Here is a 15889-nt window from a genome sequence, read left to right as displayed (position 1 = left end):
GTCCCTTCCCAAGCGCGACGCGGAGCGTCACAGGATGCATTCCCACGCAGAGCGTGGGAACGATCTGGCATCCACTTACACCTTGAAGCGGCCCACCAACGTTTGCAGGTGAGTGCCCAGGCGCGCCAGCTCGACGCTGGAGGCCGCCGTCTCTTCACTCGCCGCCGACGTCTGGTCCGATACATCCCGCACGTTCAGCACGCTACGGTTGATCTCTTCGGCCACGGCACTCTGCTGCTCGGCCGCCGCTGCGATTTGCTGGTTCATCGCCTGAATCGCCGACACGGTGCGCGTGATGTTTTCCAGCGAGCCACCGGCACGACGGGTCAGTTCCACGCTGCTCTGGGTCAGCGTGCGGCTGTTGTCCATGATCGTCGCCACTTGCTGGGTGCCGTTCTGCAGGCCGACGATCAGCTCTTCGATTTCTTCGGTGGACTTCTGGGTGCGTTGCGCGAGGCTGCGTACTTCGTCAGCAACCACCGCGAAACCACGTCCGGCTTCACCGGCGCGGGCCGCTTCGATGGCAGCGTTGAGGGCCAGCAGGTTGGTTTGCTGGGCCACGGACTTGATCACGTCGAGGACGCTGCCGATCTTGTCGCTTTCGCGCTTGAGCTCGCCCATGGCCTCGGTAGAGTGGCCGACTTCAGTGGCCAGGCGTTCGATCTGGGCGATGGCTTCGCCGACCACTTTGTCGCCTTCGCGGGCCTGTTGGTCAGCGGCGACGGCCGCTTCTGAGGCTTCCTCGGCGTTGCGCGCGACTTCCTGCACGGTGGCAGCCATTTCGTTCATGGCGGTGGCGACCTGATCGGTCTCGACTTTCTGATTGTTCACGCCGGCACTGGTCTGCTCGGTCACGGCCGACAGTTCTTCGGCGGCGCTGGCGATCTGAGTGACGCCGTCGCTTATCCCGCCGATCAAGTCGCGCAGGCCCTGAGTCATGCTCTGCATCGAACGCTGCAACTGGCCGAGTTCGTCGCGGCGCTGGGAGATCAGGTTGTGGGTCAGGTCGCCAGCGGCCACGCGCTCGGCGACTTTCAGGGTCTGCTCCAGCGGGATGATGATCTGCCGGGTGATCGCCCAGGCGGCGAGCAGGCCGAAGGCCACGGCCAGCAAGGTGGCGATCAGCAACTGGTTCTTGGCGCTGGCGGCATCGGTGTCACGCACGATGGTCTGGGAGTCGGTGAGCTTCTTGCTGATGTCCATCAACAGGTCGCCCTGGGTCGACATGCGGGCCAGCGCCTTGGCGCTGGCAACCTGCGAATCGCGGAACTGGCTGACAGCGGCGCGATAGGCTTTCAGCGACTCGGTAGCCTGTTGCAGATTGGCGATGTGCTGTTCCGGCAATTTGGCCGGCAGGGTCTCGAGGTTTTTCAGGGCGTTGTCGATGGCGTCGAGGGCCGGTTGTTCGGCTTCGGCCTTGGCGCTGTAGGTGTAGCCGCGCACCTGGAAGCGGGCCTGCTGGATCAGCTTGCTGAGGTCGATCACCGCGTTGAACTGGGCAACGCTGTCGCCTTGCAGCATGGATTTCTCGACTTCGGCAACCTTGGCCACGGCATTGTCGGCGGTGGCGCCGAGTTTGCTGCGGGCGTCTTCGCGCAGGGCGGTGGCCTGGGTCATGTCGGCGAAGGCGCGTTTGTATTCGGCAACGGCGGCCAGTTGCTGATCGACCATCGCCGCGTCGGCTGGCTGTTCGATCAGGCTGCGAGCGGTTTGCAGGCCGCTGTCGAGTTTGCCGAGCAGGTCATTGACTGTGCCCGGGCCTTGTTCGCCACGGCGCATTTCGTAGTCCAGACGCGCCAGGCGCAGGTCCTTGGTCAGCTCGTTGAGGCTCGAGATGAAACCGAGTTTGTCACCGCGGCTGATGATGCCGCTCATGCCGGTCCAGCCGGTAAAGGTGATCAACAGGGTCAGCAGCAGCACCAGGCCGAAACCGATGCCCAGCTTGCGTTTGACGCTGACGTTTCCAAGATTCTCGGCTAACCAACGGTACATGCGACGACTCCCCTCGGACCACTAATTGGACTTATGGAGACTGTATCGGCTGAGTGATGGCAATCTGTAACGCAATTTGTCTGGCGCCGAATGGCGCCAGAGCGGTTCAGAACAGGCGGGCGAGCAGGGCAGTGACGGCGGTTTCGACGCGCAGGATGCGTTCGCCGAGTTGCACCGGTTGCAGGCCGGATTTGCCCAGCAGGTCGATCTCGTAGGGAATCCAGCCACCCTCGGGGCCGATGGCCAGGGTCACCGGTTCGCTCAGGGCGCGCGGGCAGGGCGGGAAGTTGCCCGGATGGCCGACCAGGCCGAGGGTGCCGTCGGTGATGGCCGGCAGACGATCTTCGACAAACGGCTTGAAGCGCTTCTCGATGATGATTTCCGGCAGCACGGTATCGCGGGCCTGTTCGAGGCCGAGGATCAAATTCTCGCGAATCGCTTCCGGCTCCAGAAACGGCGTTTGCCAGAAGCTCTTCTCGACGCGATAGCTGTTGACCAGAATCACCTTCGACACACCCATGGTCGCCACGGTCTGGAACACCCGACGCAGCATCTTCGGGCGTGGCAGGGCGAGTACCAGGGTCAGCGGCAGCTTGGCCGGCGGTGGCTGATCGAGGGTGACCCGCAGTTCGGCTTCGCCCGCTTCCAGGCGCAGCAGCTCGGCCGAGCCCATCAACCCGTTGATGCGCCCGACCCGCAGGCTGTCGCCGACTTCCGAACGGTGGACTTCCTGCATGTGGGTCAGGCGTCGATCACGCAGCACGACGCGGTCGGCCGCAATGAAATCGGCCTCTTCGAGCAACAGCAGGTTCATGGTTGCGTCGCTGGCGGCTGGTCGTTGTGATCGTCGGCGGTTTCGTCCGGGCGCTCGCGCTTGCTGACCAGGCTGCCGAACAGGATGCCGACTTCGAACAGCATCCACATCGGCACGGCCAGCAGGGTCTGGGAGAAGATGTCCGGCGGGGTCAGGATCATGCCGACCACGAAGCAGCCGATGATCACGTACGGGCGGATCTTCTTCAGGTATTTGACGTCGACCACGCCGATCCACACCAGCAGCACCACGGCCACCGGGATTTCGAACGCCACGCCGAAGGCAAAGAACAGCGTCATGACGAAATCGAGGTAACTGGTGATGTCGGTCATCATTTCCACGCCGGCCGGGGTGGCCGAGGCGAAGAACTTGAAGATCAGCGGGAACACGAAGTAATAGGCGAATGCCATACCGGTGTAGAACAGCAGGATGCTGGAGATCAGCAACGGCACTGCGACACGCTTCTCGTGCTTGTACAGGCCCGGCGCGATGAAGCCCCAGATCTGATGCAGGATCACCGGGATCGCCAGGAACAGCGACACCATCATCGTCAGCTTCAGCGGCGTCAGGAACGGCGACGACACGTCGGTGGCGATCATCGTCGCGCCGGCCGGCAAGTAACTGCGCAGCGGCGTCGAGACGAAGGTGTAGATCTGCTGGGTGAAGGCGAACAGCCCGGCGAAGATGATGAAGATCGCCGCGACGCAGCGCAGCAGGCGGGTGCGCAACTCGGTGAGGTGCGAAACCAGCGGCATGTGCTGGTCGTTTTCGGGGAGGCTAGGGCCTGTCATCGGTCATTTCCTGTGTCGCGCCGAGCCCGTATTTGCGCAGGGCAAGGCGCGAGGCGCGTAGTTTGGCGTTTCAAATAAGCAACGAGTAACGCAGCCCTGCGCAAATACGGGCCGGCCCTTCGGGTTGTGCCTGAAAGCGGGCCAGGCCGCGTTGTAGTCCTTGGAAAGGTAAAACACATTCCCTGCGGACTACGCCTTGCCTGGCCCGCTTTCAGACGACAACGCGACACAGGAAATGACCGATGACAGGCCCTTGTCATGGGGCTCGCGGCGGCAATGTTGGGTCGTGAGGGGCCGGCGTGGTTGGCGCGGCGGCTGGAGCAACAGGTTCAATCGGCTTCATGATCGGCGCAGCTTCAGCGGCGGCGGCAGAAACGTGCTCGACGCTTGCCGGTTGTTCCGCAACGGGAGCCACTGGCGTTTGCTCTGCAACCGGCGGCACCGGTGTCGGCTCCTGCTGAACCGGAGGCGTGAAAATCTTCCGCGCCTCCTGCTCCAGCGACAGAATGTGTTCGTTGTGCAGTTGCCGACGGATTTCGTCGGCACCGATTTCACGTTCAACTTCCTGTTTGATCGCGTTGAAGCTGCGCTTCAGCCGCCCGACCCACAGGCCGGCGGTGCGCGCAGCGCCCGGCAAACGCTCGGGGCCCAGCACCAGCAGGGCAACGAGGCCGACGAGCAGCAGTTCAGAGAAGCTGATACCAAACATTAGTCAGTGCTCACACGTCTTTGCGGATCGGCTCTTCGACTTTTTGCGCCTGCACGTCGATGGTGTGCGGCGGGTTGGCCTGAGCGGTGGCTTGCGGCTGAACCGGTGGCACCGGTTGCGCAGGCGTGACGGTCGGATCGGCCGGTTTTTCGTCGTCGTTCATGGCTTTGCGAAAGCCCTTGATCGACTCGCCGACGTCGGTGCCGAGGTTTTTCAGTTTCTTGGTGCCGAACACCAGCACCACGACAACCAGAATGACGATCCAGTGTTTCCAGTCAAAAATGCCCATGTTGCTGTTCCTCTCTAATAGTTGTTCAGGCGGACGGACGCGAGGCTTTCTCGACGTGTCCGGACAGACCGAAGCGACGATCCAGCTCGTCGAGTACAGCCTGCGGATGCTGCCCCAGTTGGGCGAGCATGACCATGCTGTGAAACCACAGGTCGGCGGTCTCGTAGATCACGTCGCTGCAGTCGCCACTGACGGCGGCGTCCTTGGCAGCAATGATCGTTTCGACCGATTCTTCGCCGACTTTTTCCAGAATCTTGTTCAAGCCCTTGTGATACAGACTGGCCACATACGAGCTGTCGGCAGCAGCGCCCTTGCGCTCTTCAAGCACCTGAGCGAGGCGGGTCAGGGTGTCACTCATGTTTGTGTCCTGCGGAATAAATAGCGTGCGGGTCTTTCAAGACCGGGTCGACCGTTTTCCAGTCGCCGTTTTCGAAGACGCGGTAGAAGCAGCTCTGACGGCCGGTATGGCAAGCGATGTCGCCAATCTGTTCGACCATCAGGATGATCACGTCGGCGTCGCAGTCCAGGCGCATTTCATGCAGGGTCTGCACATGGCCGGACTCTTCGCCCTTGCGCCACAGCTTGCCACGGGAACGTGACCAGTAGATTGCACGGTTTTCCGCGGCGGTCAGCTCCAGGGCTTCGCGGTTCATCCAGGCCATCATCAGCACGCGTCCGGTCTTGTGATCCTGGGCAATCGCCGGCACCAGGCCATCGGCGTCCCACTTGATCTCGTCCAGCCAGTTTTTCATCTTCGACTCCGACAGCGAACCCACACTTCAATAGTCGGGTTCAGGCGTTGAAACAGTGTGCCAGCCGATCACGGAACTGGCTATCGGCGAACGACCAGATACAAGCCGACTGCCACCATGATCCCGGCGGGCCAATGCCCCAGTTCGTGCAACGGGCCGCCGGCGGCGAGGATCGTGCCGCCTGCCAGATGCGCGCTGCCGAGCAGGCGCAGGAACCAGTCGTCCTTGCGTTTGTGCCACGGTGGCGGTGGGTCGTTGGCGTGGGGCTGGGACATGCGTTCGAGCAGGTCACGGGCCATGTTGGCCAGGTGCGGTAGCTGTTCGAACTGGCTCTGGACGTTGCCGATCAAGGCTTTCGGGCTGACGCGCTCGCGCATCCAGCGTTCGAGGAACGGCTGCGCGGTGTTCCACAGATCCAGGTCCGGGTACAGTTGGCGGCCCAGACCTTCGATGTTCAGCAAGGTCTTTTGCAGCAATACGAGCTGTGGCTGCACTTCCATGTTGAAGCGGCGTGCGGTCTGGAACAGGCGCATCAGCACCTGGCCAAATGAAATATCTTTTAACGGTTTTTCGAAGATTGGCTCGCACACGGTACGGATCGCCGCTTCGAATTCGTTGAGCTTGGTTTCCGCCGGCACCCAGCCCGAATCGATGTGCAATTGCGCCACGCGGCGGTAGTCGCGCTTGAAGAAGGCGAACAGGTTGCGCGCCAGATAATCCTGGTCTTCCGGGGTCAGGCTGCCGACGATGCCGCAGTCGATCGCAATGTATTGCGGGCTCCACGGGTTGACGGTGCTGACGAAGATGTTGCCCGGGTGCATGTCAGCGTGGAAGAAACTGTCGCGGAATACCTGGGTGAAGAAGATCTCCACGCCGCGCTCGGCAAGCATTTTCATGTCGGTGCGCTGGTCGGCGAGGGTCGCCAGGTCCGTCACCTGAATCCCGTAGATACGCTCCATCACCAGCACTTTCGGCCGGCACCAGTCCCAATAGACTTGTGGCACATACAGCAGCGGCGAGCCTTCGAAGTTGCGCTTCAACTGGCTGGCGTTGGCCGCCTCGCGCAACAGGTCGAGTTCGTCGTAGATGGTTTTTTCGTAGTCGCTGACCACTTCCACCGGGTGCAGCAGACGGGCGTCGGCGGAGACCTTTTCGGCCGCGCGGGCGAGGATGAACAGCCACGCCAGATCCTGCGCGATGATCGGCTTCAGGCCCGGGCGGATCACCTTGACCACCACCTCTTCGCCGGTCTTCAACTGCGCGGCATGCACCTGCGCGACCGAGGCCGAGGCCAGTGGCTCGACGTCGAAGCGGCTGAACACTTCGCTGATCTTCTTGCCCAGCTGTTCTTCGATCAGCTTGACCGACAGCTGCGAATCGAACGGCGGCACGCGGTCCTGCAACAGCATCAGCTCATCGGCGATGTCTTCCGGCAGCAGGTCGCGGCGGGTCGAGAGGATCTGCCCGAACTTGATGAAGATCGGCCCCAGGTCCTGCAACGCCAGGCGCAGGCGTGCGCCACGGCTCAGGTCCAGCGGCTTGCGCGGGAACCAGCGCCACGGCAAGGCGTAGCGCAGCGCCAACAGGAACCACGGCAATGGCAGATCGAACAGCAGGTCATCGAGGCGGTAGCGGATCACGACGCGCTGGATGCGCAACAGACGGCGGACGGCGAGCAGCTTCATGCGTTATCGCTTGGGTCGAGGGATCGGGAAAGGCGCTCGAAGCGCGCCTCGAGACGTTCCAGATCGAGTTTGATCCGGTCCAGTTCGCTGAAACGGGCTTCGGCTTCGCGTTGCCCGACGAGGGTGCGCGATTCTTCGGCCAGGTATTCGGCGAGGTTCTGGTTGAGGCTGGCAAATCCTTGTTGATACCAGCGGGCGCGGCTGCGCAGGTGACCGCCGACCAGTTGCGTGGCGACCGGTCCCAGCCAGCGCGAGAGTTCGTACTCCCAGTCCAGCTCAAGGTCCTGCAGCACGCCCGCCAGTTCCAACAGCACGCCGCTGTCGCCGTCGAGTTCGACTTCCGGTGCGTGCAGCACCGCCGTCTTGTCCTTGCTCAGGGCCAGTTTCACCAGGCTCGAGGCCGGGGCGCGCAAGGTGCAGTCGACGCCGGTTTCCCAGTGGGACGCCAGCATCAGGCCTTCGTCGCTCGGCAGGATGAACAGTTGCAGCGCCGGGCTGCGGCAATCCACGGCAATCACCTTGCCGGTCAGATGCGCCAGTCGCGGCAGCGCCGTGCTGTCGAGACGCAGCACGCGGTTCAGGCCGAGTTCGACGCTGGCCAGCAGCCCGGTCAGCAGCATCAGGGTTTGATGCCGCGGTGCAGGGCAACGATGCCTGCGGTCATGTTGTGATAGGTCACACGGTCGAAACCGGCGTCGACCATCATCGACTTCAGGGTTTCCTGATTCGGGTGCATGCGGATCGATTCGGCCAGGTAGCGATAGCTTTCCGAGTCGTTGGTGATCAGCTTGCCCATCAGCGGCATGAAGGCGAACGAGTAGGCGTCGTAGGCCTTGGACATCAGCGCGTTGGTCGGCTTGGAGAACTCCAGCACCAGCAGGCGGCCGCCAGGCTTGAGTACGCGCAGCATGGAGCGCAGGGCGTCTTCCTTGTGCGTCACGTTGCGCAGGCCGAAGGCGATGGTCACGCAGTCGAAATGGTTGTCCGGGAACGGCAGTTTTTCAGCGTCCGCCTGGACGAATTCGACGTTGCCCGACACGCCGACATCCAGCAGGCGGTCACGACCGACCTTGAGCATGGATTCGTTGATGTCTGCGAGAACCACTTGACCGGTCGGGCCGACCAGGTGCGAGAATTTCTTGGTCAGGTCGCCCGTGCCGCCGGCGATGTCCAGCACGCGGTTGCCGGCGCGCACGCCCGACAATTCGATTGCGAAGCGCTTCCACAGACGGTGCATGCCGCCCGACAGAAGGTCGTTCATCAGGTCGTACTTGGCGGCTACGGAGTGGAACACCTCAGCGACTTTTTCCGCTTTCTGGCTTTCCGGAACGTTTTTGAAGCCGAAGTGAGTGGTGGGTTCGGCATCGCTGCCTTTGCGCTGATCAGTCATATCGCTGTCACCAAAAGAGAATGCGCGACATTCTAATCCCCAAGCCATGCTTTGTCTTGGAATGGCTAAAGGTAAGATGGGCAACCTTCGGGACGATTTGCCGCAGTGGCGGTCAAGATTCGTTGCAGGCATTCATAGCCCCATTCAAAAAGCAGGAGTCATTCAATGGCCCATATCAGTGTTGAGCGTGCCCACAGCCTGGGCAAGGAAGTTGCCCGCGAGAAAGCCGACAAGCTGGCGCAGAAACTGTCCGATCAGTATGGCCTCGAGCCGCAGTGGGCGGGTGACACCCTGAACCTCAAGCGTTCGGGCGTGAAAGGCGCGGTGCATGTGGCCGAGGATTCGATCCGGGTCGACGTGGAACTGGGCCTGATGATGTCGGCCATGAGCGGCATGATCAAAGCCGAGATCGAGAAGGCGCTGGACAAGGCGCTGGTCTGAACAGAACAGAGGGGGAGCTTCGGGCTCCTCTTTTTCTTTGTGGTGCACCTGCCTTTTATGTCAGTTGTTAGGGTGCCGTTTCTAATTTTTCTCCCTACTTTGTGCCTGAGCCCGACACACGTCCGGGCAGTTCCTCAAACCTTCTGCGCGTGAGGTGCACCATGGCCAAAGTTATTTTGAAGAAAAAAATCGACGCCTCGACTTCTGCTCTGAGCGACGTCAAATCCTATGCCCGCAAGATCTGGCTGGCAGGCCTGGGTGCCTACACCAAGGTCGGTCAGGAGGGCAGCGAGTACTTTCAGGAGTTGATCAAGGCTGGTCAAACTGTTGAAAAGAAAGGCAAAAAAGTCGTCACCGAAAAACTCGAAGCGGCCAATGCCGAGATCGACGAAGCCAAGAGCGAAGTCAGCTCTTTCAAAGGCCGCGTCGAAGTTCAGCTCGACAAGGTCGAGAAGGCGTTCGACACGCGTGTCGCCAGTGCCTTGAATCGTATCGGCATTCCGTCTAAACATGACGTTGAGGCACTCTCTGCTAAGCTCGATGAGCTGACGGCATTGCTCGAACGCGTCGCGCGTAAATCTTAAGGAGAACGGGATGGCTGGTAAAAAGAACACCGATAAAGAAGGCAGCTCGTGGATCGGGAAAGTCGAAGACTACTCCCGCAAGATCTGGCTGGCTGGTTTAGGCGTGTACTCGAAGATCGACACTGACGGCAGCAAGCTCTTCGATACATTGGTCAAAGACGGCGAGAAAGCCGAGAAGCTCACCAAGGCTGCAGTCGGCAAGACAGTCGATGCTGCCAAGGACTCTGCAAACTCGGCCAAATCGCGTATCAGCGGCGTGAAAGATCGCGCGCTGGGCACGTGGGATCAACTGGAAGGGGCTTTCGACAAGCGCCTGAACAGTGCGATTTCGCGCCTGGGCGTACCGAGCCGCAACGAGGTGAAGGATCTGCACAAGAAGGTCGATACCCTGACCAAGCAGATCGAAAAACTCACCGGTCTGAAAACCCAGCCTGTAGCGGCCAAAACCGCTGCAGCCAAACCGGCGGCAAAACCTGCTGCCAAACCATTGGCCAAGGCTGCTGCTAAACCTGCAGCAAAACCTGCGGCCAAAACCGCAGCCGCCAAGCCCGCAGCGAAAGCCGCGGCCAAACCGGTTGCCGCCAAGGCCGCCGCGAAACCTGCTGCAAAACCAGCGGCCAAGCCAGCAGCGAAAACCGCTGCCGCCAAACCCGCTGCCAAGACTGCCGCCAAACCGGCTGCGGCGAAAAAACCAGCAGTGAAAAAACCGGCCGCGCCGAAAGCCGCTGCGCCGAAACCGGTGACCACACCGGCAGCACTGGCAAGCACGTCGAACTCCGCTTCGGCTCCAACCCCGGCGCCTGCTCCGACTGTTGCATCGACTCCGTCGACGCCGACCAGTCAGTCCTGATTTTCAGGGCTCAAGAAAACGCCCGGCCTGTGAAGGTCGGGCGTTTTTGTATGTCTGATCCAAGAGCCCCCTCACCCCAGCCCTCTCCCGGAGGGAGAGGGGGCCGATTGGGGGATATTCACGAGATTTACCGACGTGCACTAACGCTTGTGAATCCATAATCGCCACGCTGTTTCAGGTCGGCGTATAGCAAAAGACACCTCGGTCAGTCCCCTCTCCCTCGGGGAGAGGGTTAGGGTGAGGGGCTTTTCGGGTTACTCGTGATCTTCGAGATACTGCAAAGCCATCCTCTCCGTCGCCACCTTCACCGGCGGCAACAGGTGCGGCGCCACCAGCATCATGATCTGGTAAACCACCAACCGTACTTCTCCTTCGCGATCGAGAATCCGCTGATAGTCCAGCGAAAACAGCAAGGTCATGGTGATCTGTTCCACCAGTTGCCCCAGCGCCTGGGTATCACTGACCAACTGCCCCGAGGCCTTCAGCCGCGCCAACAGTGACGCCAGCGTGCGCTTCAGGACGTTGAGAAAGTTGCGGATGCCCTTGGCCAGTTTCGGCAGCCGTCCGGCCAGGTTCGACAGGTCCTGGAACAGGAACCGGTACTGCGCCAGCCGCTCGACGATCAAGTGCAGGAACAACCAGTAATCCCCCGGCGCCAGCTCTACATCCGCGGGCGGGTCGAGCAGCGGCGCCAGTTCGTTCTGGAAGCGCTCGAACAACCCGAGAATCAGCGGCTCCTTGCCGTGAAAGTGGTAGTAGAGGTTGCCGGGGCTGATCCCCATTTCATTGGCAACCTCCATGGTGGAGACGTTCGGCTCGCCCTTTTCGTTGAACAACTGCAGGGCACATTCGAGGATCCGTTCGCTTGTTTTCATCCAGTCTTCTTAAAGGGCGGTTGGGGCCGGTCAGCGCACACGCACGTAAGTGCCGGGCGCCGCCTCCATCGGTGGATAGTTCGCGTTGCCAAGGGCCATCTGGGTTTCGCGCAGGGTGCCGGAGCGCTGCTGAACCCATTCCAGCCACTGCGGCCACCAGCTGCCGTCGACTTTTTTCGCGTCGTAGTACCAGGCACGCGGGTCGCTGCTCATCTTGCCGTTTTCGACGTAGTTGGCCTTGGGGTTGCTCGGCGGGTTGAGAATGCTCTGCACATGGCCGCTGTTGGACAGCACGAAGCGCCGCTCGCCACCGAGCAGCAAGGTCGAGCGATACACCGCGTCCCATGGCGTGATGTGGTCGTTCATGCCGGCCACGCTGAAACTGTCGACCGTGACTTTCTGCAGGTCGATCGGCGTGCCGCAGACTTCCAGGCCGCCCGAATGAATCAGCGGGTTGTGCTTGAAAAAATCCAGCAGATCGCCATGAAACGCGGCGGGCAGACGGGTGCTGTCGTTGTTCCAGTAGAGGATGTCGAACGCCGGCGGCTCCTTGCCCAGCAGGTAGTTGTTGACGAAGTAGCTCCAGATCAGATCGTTGGGACGCATCCAGGCGAACACCTTGGCCATGTCGCGACCGTCCAGCACGCCTTTCTGGTAGGAGCGGCGCTTGGCCGCTTCGAGGGTCTGTTCATCGGCGAACAGTGTGGCCGGAGAGTCGATCTGGCTGTCGAGCAGGCTCACCAGATAGGTTGCGCTGGAGACTCGGCGCAACTGCCGCTTGGCCTGCAAGTGCCCTTGCAGTGCGGCGATGGTCAGCCCGCCGGCGCAGGCGCCCATCAGGTTGACTTCGCGGGCGCCGGTGATCGCCCGGCAGATGTTCATCGCTTCTTCTACGGCTTCGACGTAGGTCGACAGGCCCCATTCGCGATGGCGCACATCCGGGTTGCGCCAACTGATCATGAAGGTCTGCAAGCCGTTCTTCAGGGCGTACTGGACGAAGCTGTTGTTCGGGCTCAGGTCGAAAATGTAGTACTTGTTGATTTGTGGCGGCACCACCAGCAGCGGTTTTGAATACTGCTTTTCGCTCATCGGCTTGTACTGGATCAGCTCAAGCATTTCGTTGCGAAACACCACTGAGCCGGTGGTGGTGGCGACGGTCTTGCCGACTTCGAAAGCCTGCTTGGTCACCTGGCGCGGCAGGCCGTCGTTGTGCAGCAGGTCATCGAACAGATGGCTCAGCCCACGCACCAGGCTGTGGCCGCCGGAGTTGAACAGCTCCTTGACCGCCAGCGGATTGAGCAGCGTGTTGGAGGGCGCGACGGCGTCGTTGATCAGGGAAAAAGCGAAGTGCGCACGGGCGCGATCGTCATCGCTCATGCTGCTGTCGTCGATCCAGCTCTTGACCTGTTTCTGCCAGCTCAGATAAGCCTGCAGGCTCCGGCGGTAGAACGGGTTGAGGCTCCAGGCCGGGTCGGCGAAGCGGCTGTCATTGGGGTTGGTCGGGTGCAGGGTTTCGCCGAGCAGCACGCGTCCGAGCGCGCCACCGAGTTTCAACGCGTGCCTCGCGCTGTGAATCGGGTTGCGCAGGCCGTGGGCGGCTACGCTGCGCAACGTCGAAATCAGGTCGCGGCCACGCAGGCCGGTCATTGCACTTTGTGCATTGATGAAAACGGCAGGACTGGGCACTACGCCCGTCGCTGGTTTGTCGCGCATGACTCAACACTCCTTCGTCTTCAGGTCAAAAACAAACACACCGAACCAGAACACCATAGACGCTGTTGCGGGTTGTTGCCTGCGCGGCGTCCTGCCACGCACTTTGAAAAGGCTCTGCAAGGAGCTGTCCAGAAAGCCGGACCGGGCCGGTTATCCGCCCAGCGGTGTCGGGTGGGGGTGCATCACTGCACGAAGACGTTCCTCCTGGAGGAACTTCATGATGATAGGCGCCACGGCTTCGGCCCGGGTGATCAGGAACAGATGACCGTCATCGATGATGTGCAACTGGGCGTTGGGAATCCGCCAGGCCAGCATGCGCATGTTGATCAGCGGGATCAGCGGATCGTCGTCACCGGCCAGCACCAGGGTCGGCTGATGGATCTTGTGCAGCCAGTGAATGCTGGTCCAGCCAAGGCCCGCGAACAGTTGCCAGTAGTAGCCGAGCTTGCCCGCCGAACGCACCTTGGCAGCATGGCTGGCGGCGAGTGTCGGGTCGCGGCGGAACGAGCCGCCGTAGATCATCGGGGCGATGCGGATCACATGGGACGGCTGGATGTAGCGCCGTGGACTGGCCATCATCCACAGCACCTTCGGCTTGCCCGGCACCATCACCGCGCCCGCCGCTGTCGCTGCCAATACCAGCTTCTTGCAGCGCTCTGGATAGTCATAGGCAAACTGTTGCGCCAGCGCGCCACCCCAGGACACGCCGATCACGTTGACCTGTCCGTAGTCGAGGTAGTCGAGCATCCGTGCAGTGAGCTTCGCCAGTCCCGGAAAGCGATACGGCCGTCTCGGCGTCGAAGAGCCACCGACACCGGGCACGTCGAAGGCGATCACTTCCAGGTCCGGATCCAGCGCCGCGACAAAAGGAAACACCAGCTCCAGGTTGGCGCCGATGCCGTTGAAAATCAGCAAGGGCGTCAAGTGAGGCTTGCCGGGGCGAACCGCCGTGCGGATGGTCTGGCCATCCAGCTCGACAGTACGAAAGATGAACGGTTGCGGCATGCTTCAAGGCCCTGTGGGTCGCAATCTCAGTGTTCACCTCACTCCCCGGAGGGAGTGAGGTGTATCGGTTACCGCTCGTGTACGTAAGTGCCCGGCGATGCTTCGCCTGCCGGATACGCTTTGTTGCCCAGTTTCGTCGGTGCCTTTTTCAGCTCGCCCGAACGCGCCGCTTGCCACGCTTGCCAGTGCAGCCACCAGGAGTCGGCATGCTTGGTCGAGTTTTCCTGCCAGTCATCGGCATTGGCGGTCATTTCGTCGCTGGTCATGTAGCGCGATTTCGGGTTGCCCGGCGGGTTCAGAATGCTCTGGATATGCCCGCTGCTCGACAGCACGAATTCCACCTTGCCGCCAAACAGCTGCGCCGACTTGTAGCAGGACTTCCACGGGGTGATGTGGTCGTTGGTGCCGGCCAGCGAGAAGATGTCGGCGGTCACCTGCTTGAGGTCGATCGGCGTGCCGCACACTTCCAGTGCATCGGGGCGGATCAGTGGGTTGTTTTTGAACATCTCGATCAGGTCGCCGTGGAACGCCGCCGGCAACCGGGTGGTGTCGTTGTTCCAGAACAGAATGTCGAACACCGGCGGCTCGTTGCCGAGCAGGTAGTTGTTGACCCAGTAGTTCCAGATCAGATCGTTGGGACGCATCCAGGCGAAGACCTTGGCCATGTCTTTGCCTTCGAGCACGCCGGCCTGATACGAATGGCGCTTGGCCATTTCCAGGGTCTGCTCGTCGACAAACAGCGCGACGTCGCTGTCCAGGGTGGTGTCGAGCACGCTGACCAGCAGGGTCAGGGCATTGACCTTGTTTTCGCCAGTGGCGGCATAGTGGCCGAGCAGGGCGGTGCACGTGATGCCGCCAGAGCAGGCGCCGAGCATGTTGACGTCCTTGCTGCCGGTGATCGCGGTGACCACGTCGACCGCTTCCTTCAGGGCTTCGATGTAGGTCGAAAGGCCCCACTCGCGCTGTTCCTTGGTCGGGTTGCGCCAGCTGACGATGAAGGTCTGCACATTGTTGCGCAGGCAGAAGCGCGCCAGGCTCTTGTCCGGGCTCAGGTCGAATACATAGAACTTGTTGATCTGCGGCGGTACGACCAGCAGCGGGCGCTCGTGCACCTGCTCGGTGATCGGCTTGTACTGGATCAGCTCCAGCACGTCGTTGCGAAACACCACTGCGCCTTCGGTCACGCCCAGGGTCTTGCCGACCTCGAACGCGCCCATGTTGACCTGGCTCGGCATGCCGCCGTTGTGTACCAGATCCTTGGCCAGATGCGAGAGGCCGTCGAGCAGGCTCTTGCCGCCGGTCTCGAAGAAACGTTTGACCGCCGCCGGGTTGGCCGCCGTGTTGGTCGGCGCCATGGCTTCGGTCATCAGGTTGATCACGAAGTGCCCGCGCGCAATGTCCTTGGGCGAGAGGCTGCTGTCGTCGATCCAGGCATGGAGTTCCTTGCGCCACGCCAGGTAGGTTTGCAGGTAACGCTTGTACAGCGGGTTCTGACTCCACGCCGGATCGGCAAAGCGACGGTCATCGCCAGCCGGTTGCAGTTCTGATTTGCCGAACAGCACGTTCTTCAATTCGAGGCCGAAATGAGTGACGTGTTTGACACTATGGATCGGTTGTTTGATGGCCTGGGTCAGCACCATTCGAGCAGAGGCCAGCAGATCCTTTCCGCGAAGCCCAACGACAGGATTCAGCCCCAGGGTGTTTTCCGAGGCTTGGTACTTCAAATCATCGTTATTCTTGTTACTCATCTACGACGCTCCATTGTCCTGAGACGAGTACCCGGTTTTCTGCTGTGCAGTTCCACAGCCAATGCCAGGTACTACTGCTCGGGTGACCGTTGATTCTGCATAGCTGCTTTACAGTCGTAGAGCACTGCAGGGAACTTGCCAGCTCCATTGGTTACCCGAGTTTAATTTTTTTCGCAAGCAGCCGATCCCGGGCCGCTTTAGCGGAGCATTCAAACAGATGAATTTAGAAAATGCCCTCTAAACAGTCCGAG

At 61.1% G+C, this 15889-nt stretch carries 17 protein-coding genes; 3 read left to right on the top strand and 14 right to left on the bottom strand.

Features of this window, described 5'->3' with window-relative positions:
* Window positions 1-75 precede the first annotated feature (75 nt).
* The 10 genes from AC07N4_RS20410 to ubiE form a co-directional block, all read right to left on the bottom strand.
* The gene (locus AC07N4_RS20410; RefSeq protein WP_493065854.1) at window positions 76-1992 is read right to left on the bottom strand and encodes a methyl-accepting chemotaxis protein; all 1917 of its coding nucleotides are present in this window, start codon (window positions 1990-1992) and stop codon (window positions 76-78) included.
* 106 nt (window positions 1993-2098) lie between these two features.
* Window positions 2099-2806 carry a 16S rRNA (uracil(1498)-N(3))-methyltransferase gene (locus AC07N4_RS20405; RefSeq protein ID WP_273539251.1) on the bottom strand — a complete coding sequence of 236 codons (708 nt, stop codon included), beginning with the start codon at window positions 2804-2806 and terminating at the stop codon, window positions 2099-2101.
* A complete protein-coding gene (gene tatC / locus AC07N4_RS20400; RefSeq protein WP_493065853.1) occupies window positions 2803-3597 on the bottom strand; it encodes a twin-arginine translocase subunit TatC in 795 nt (264 codons plus the stop codon). Before tatC ends, AC07N4_RS20405 begins: the two co-directional genes overlap by 4 nt.
* A 256-nt stretch (window positions 3598-3853) precedes the next feature.
* Entirely contained in the window at window positions 3854-4306 is a 453-nt protein-coding gene (tatB, locus tag AC07N4_RS20395) for a Sec-independent protein translocase protein TatB (RefSeq protein WP_273539252.1), read from the bottom strand.
* A gap of 10 nt (window positions 4307-4316) precedes the next feature.
* On the bottom strand, window positions 4317-4595 hold the full coding sequence (locus AC07N4_RS20390; protein ID WP_007952423.1) for a twin-arginine translocase TatA/TatE family subunit: 279 nt from the start codon (window positions 4593-4595) through the stop codon (window positions 4317-4319).
* 25 nt (window positions 4596-4620) lie between these two features.
* The gene (locus AC07N4_RS20385) at window positions 4621-4953 is read right to left on the bottom strand and encodes a phosphoribosyl-ATP diphosphatase (protein WP_007952422.1); all 333 of its coding nucleotides are present in this window, start codon (window positions 4951-4953) and stop codon (window positions 4621-4623) included.
* Window positions 4946-5347 (bottom strand): phosphoribosyl-AMP cyclohydrolase, encoded by a 402-nt coding sequence (hisI, locus tag AC07N4_RS20380; RefSeq protein ID WP_007909357.1) that lies wholly within the window; start codon window positions 5345-5347, stop codon window positions 4946-4948. Before hisI ends, AC07N4_RS20385 begins: the two co-directional genes overlap by 8 nt.
* Before the next feature lie 80 nt (window positions 5348-5427).
* Window positions 5428-7032, bottom strand: a complete 1605-nt coding sequence (gene ubiB / locus AC07N4_RS20375) for a ubiquinone biosynthesis regulatory protein kinase UbiB (protein WP_096819933.1) — start codon at window positions 7030-7032, stop codon at window positions 5428-5430.
* Window positions 7029-7652 (bottom strand): ubiquinone biosynthesis accessory factor UbiJ, encoded by a 624-nt coding sequence (locus AC07N4_RS20370; RefSeq protein WP_007952419.1) that lies wholly within the window; start codon window positions 7650-7652, stop codon window positions 7029-7031. The genes ubiB and AC07N4_RS20370 overlap by 4 nt, the downstream gene beginning before the upstream one ends.
* The gene (gene ubiE / locus AC07N4_RS20365) at window positions 7652-8422 is read right to left on the bottom strand and encodes a bifunctional demethylmenaquinone methyltransferase/2-methoxy-6-polyprenyl-1,4-benzoquinol methylase UbiE (protein WP_007952418.1); all 771 of its coding nucleotides are present in this window, start codon (window positions 8420-8422) and stop codon (window positions 7652-7654) included. Before ubiE ends, AC07N4_RS20370 begins: the two co-directional genes overlap by 1 nt.
* Window positions 8423-8587: 165 nt before the next feature.
* Here ubiE and AC07N4_RS20360 point away from each other — a divergent pair, with 165 nt between their 5' ends.
* The 3 genes from AC07N4_RS20360 to AC07N4_RS20350 all read left to right on the top strand — a co-directional run bounded on the left by AC07N4_RS20360 (window position 8588) and on the right by AC07N4_RS20350 (window position 10297).
* The gene (locus AC07N4_RS20360) at window positions 8588-8863 is read left to right on the top strand and encodes a polyhydroxyalkanoic acid system family protein (RefSeq protein ID WP_085711042.1); all 276 of its coding nucleotides are present in this window, start codon (window positions 8588-8590) and stop codon (window positions 8861-8863) included.
* Window positions 8864-9024: 161 nt separating this feature from the next.
* On the top strand, window positions 9025-9447 hold the full coding sequence (locus AC07N4_RS20355; RefSeq protein WP_096819932.1) for a phasin family protein: 423 nt from the start codon (window positions 9025-9027) through the stop codon (window positions 9445-9447).
* Window positions 9448-9457: 10 nt separating this feature from the next.
* Window positions 9458-10297, top strand: a complete 840-nt coding sequence (locus AC07N4_RS20350) for a phasin family protein (RefSeq protein WP_493065852.1) — start codon at window positions 9458-9460, stop codon at window positions 10295-10297.
* 254 nt (window positions 10298-10551) lie between these two features.
* On the opposite strand, the gene AC07N4_RS20345 is transcribed toward AC07N4_RS20350, so the two are convergent.
* The 4 genes from AC07N4_RS20345 to phaC (AC07N4_RS20330) all read right to left on the bottom strand — a co-directional run bounded on the left by AC07N4_RS20345 (window position 10552) and on the right by phaC (AC07N4_RS20330) (window position 15638).
* Window positions 10552-11172 (bottom strand): TetR/AcrR family transcriptional regulator, encoded by a 621-nt coding sequence (locus tag AC07N4_RS20345; RefSeq protein ID WP_096819930.1) that lies wholly within the window; start codon window positions 11170-11172, stop codon window positions 10552-10554.
* Window positions 11173-11202: 30 nt separating this feature from the next.
* Window positions 11203-12885: a class II poly(R)-hydroxyalkanoic acid synthase gene (phaC, locus tag AC07N4_RS20340; protein WP_096819929.1), complete on the bottom strand. Its 1683-nt coding sequence runs from the start codon at window positions 12883-12885 to the stop codon at window positions 11203-11205.
* Between the two features lie 150 nt (window positions 12886-13035).
* Window positions 13036-13890, bottom strand: a complete 855-nt coding sequence (gene phaZ / locus AC07N4_RS20335; RefSeq protein WP_085732561.1) for a poly(3-hydroxyalkanoate) depolymerase — start codon at window positions 13888-13890, stop codon at window positions 13036-13038.
* Between the two features lie 68 nt (window positions 13891-13958).
* Window positions 13959-15638 (bottom strand): class II poly(R)-hydroxyalkanoic acid synthase, encoded by a 1680-nt coding sequence (gene phaC / locus AC07N4_RS20330; protein ID WP_096819928.1) that lies wholly within the window; start codon window positions 15636-15638, stop codon window positions 13959-13961.
* Window positions 15639-15889: the final 251 nt, after the last annotated feature.

Source organism: Pseudomonas sp. GW821-FHT09E04, assembly GCF_059416185.1.
Note: the sequence above shows the minus strand (reverse complement) of the source record. Positions and strands in the feature narration are given on the sequence as shown.

Excerpts from the sequence above, each read along its gene's own strand:
- AC07N4_RS20410 (WP_493065854.1), bottom strand. The coding sequence starts at position 1,992 with ATGTACCGTTGGTTAGCCGAGAATCTTGGAAACGTCAGCGTCAAACGC.
- AC07N4_RS20405 (WP_273539251.1), bottom strand. The coding sequence starts at position 2,806 with ATGAACCTGCTGTTGCTCGAAGAGGCCGATTTCATTGCGGCCGACCGC.
- tatC (WP_493065853.1), bottom strand. The coding sequence starts at position 3,597 with ATGACAGGCCCTAGCCTCCCCGAAAACGACCAGCACATGCCGCTGGTT.
- tatB (WP_273539252.1), bottom strand. The coding sequence starts at position 4,306 with ATGTTTGGTATCAGCTTCTCTGAACTGCTGCTCGTCGGCCTCGTTGCC.
- AC07N4_RS20390 (WP_007952423.1), bottom strand. The coding sequence starts at position 4,595 with ATGGGCATTTTTGACTGGAAACACTGGATCGTCATTCTGGTTGTCGTG.
- AC07N4_RS20385 (WP_007952422.1), bottom strand. The coding sequence starts at position 4,953 with ATGAGTGACACCCTGACCCGCCTCGCTCAGGTGCTTGAAGAGCGCAAG.
- hisI (WP_007909357.1), bottom strand. The coding sequence starts at position 5,347 with ATGAAAAACTGGCTGGACGAGATCAAGTGGGACGCCGATGGCCTGGTG.
- ubiB (WP_096819933.1), bottom strand. The coding sequence starts at position 7,032 with ATGAAGCTGCTCGCCGTCCGCCGTCTGTTGCGCATCCAGCGCGTCGTG.
- AC07N4_RS20370 (WP_007952419.1), bottom strand. The coding sequence starts at position 7,652 with ATGCTGCTGACCGGGCTGCTGGCCAGCGTCGAACTCGGCCTGAACCGC.
- ubiE (WP_007952418.1), bottom strand. The coding sequence starts at position 8,422 with ATGACTGATCAGCGCAAAGGCAGCGATGCCGAACCCACCACTCACTTC.
- AC07N4_RS20360 (WP_085711042.1), top strand. The coding sequence starts at position 8,588 with ATGGCCCATATCAGTGTTGAGCGTGCCCACAGCCTGGGCAAGGAAGTT.
- AC07N4_RS20355 (WP_096819932.1), top strand. The coding sequence starts at position 9,025 with ATGGCCAAAGTTATTTTGAAGAAAAAAATCGACGCCTCGACTTCTGCT.
- AC07N4_RS20350 (WP_493065852.1), top strand. The coding sequence starts at position 9,458 with ATGGCTGGTAAAAAGAACACCGATAAAGAAGGCAGCTCGTGGATCGGG.
- AC07N4_RS20345 (WP_096819930.1), bottom strand. The coding sequence starts at position 11,172 with ATGAAAACAAGCGAACGGATCCTCGAATGTGCCCTGCAGTTGTTCAAC.
- phaC (WP_096819929.1), bottom strand. The coding sequence starts at position 12,885 with ATGCGCGACAAACCAGCGACGGGCGTAGTGCCCAGTCCTGCCGTTTTC.
- phaZ (WP_085732561.1), bottom strand. The coding sequence starts at position 13,890 with ATGCCGCAACCGTTCATCTTTCGTACTGTCGAGCTGGATGGCCAGACC.
- phaC (WP_096819928.1), bottom strand. The coding sequence starts at position 15,638 with ATGAGTAACAAGAATAACGATGATTTGAAGTACCAAGCCTCGGAAAAC.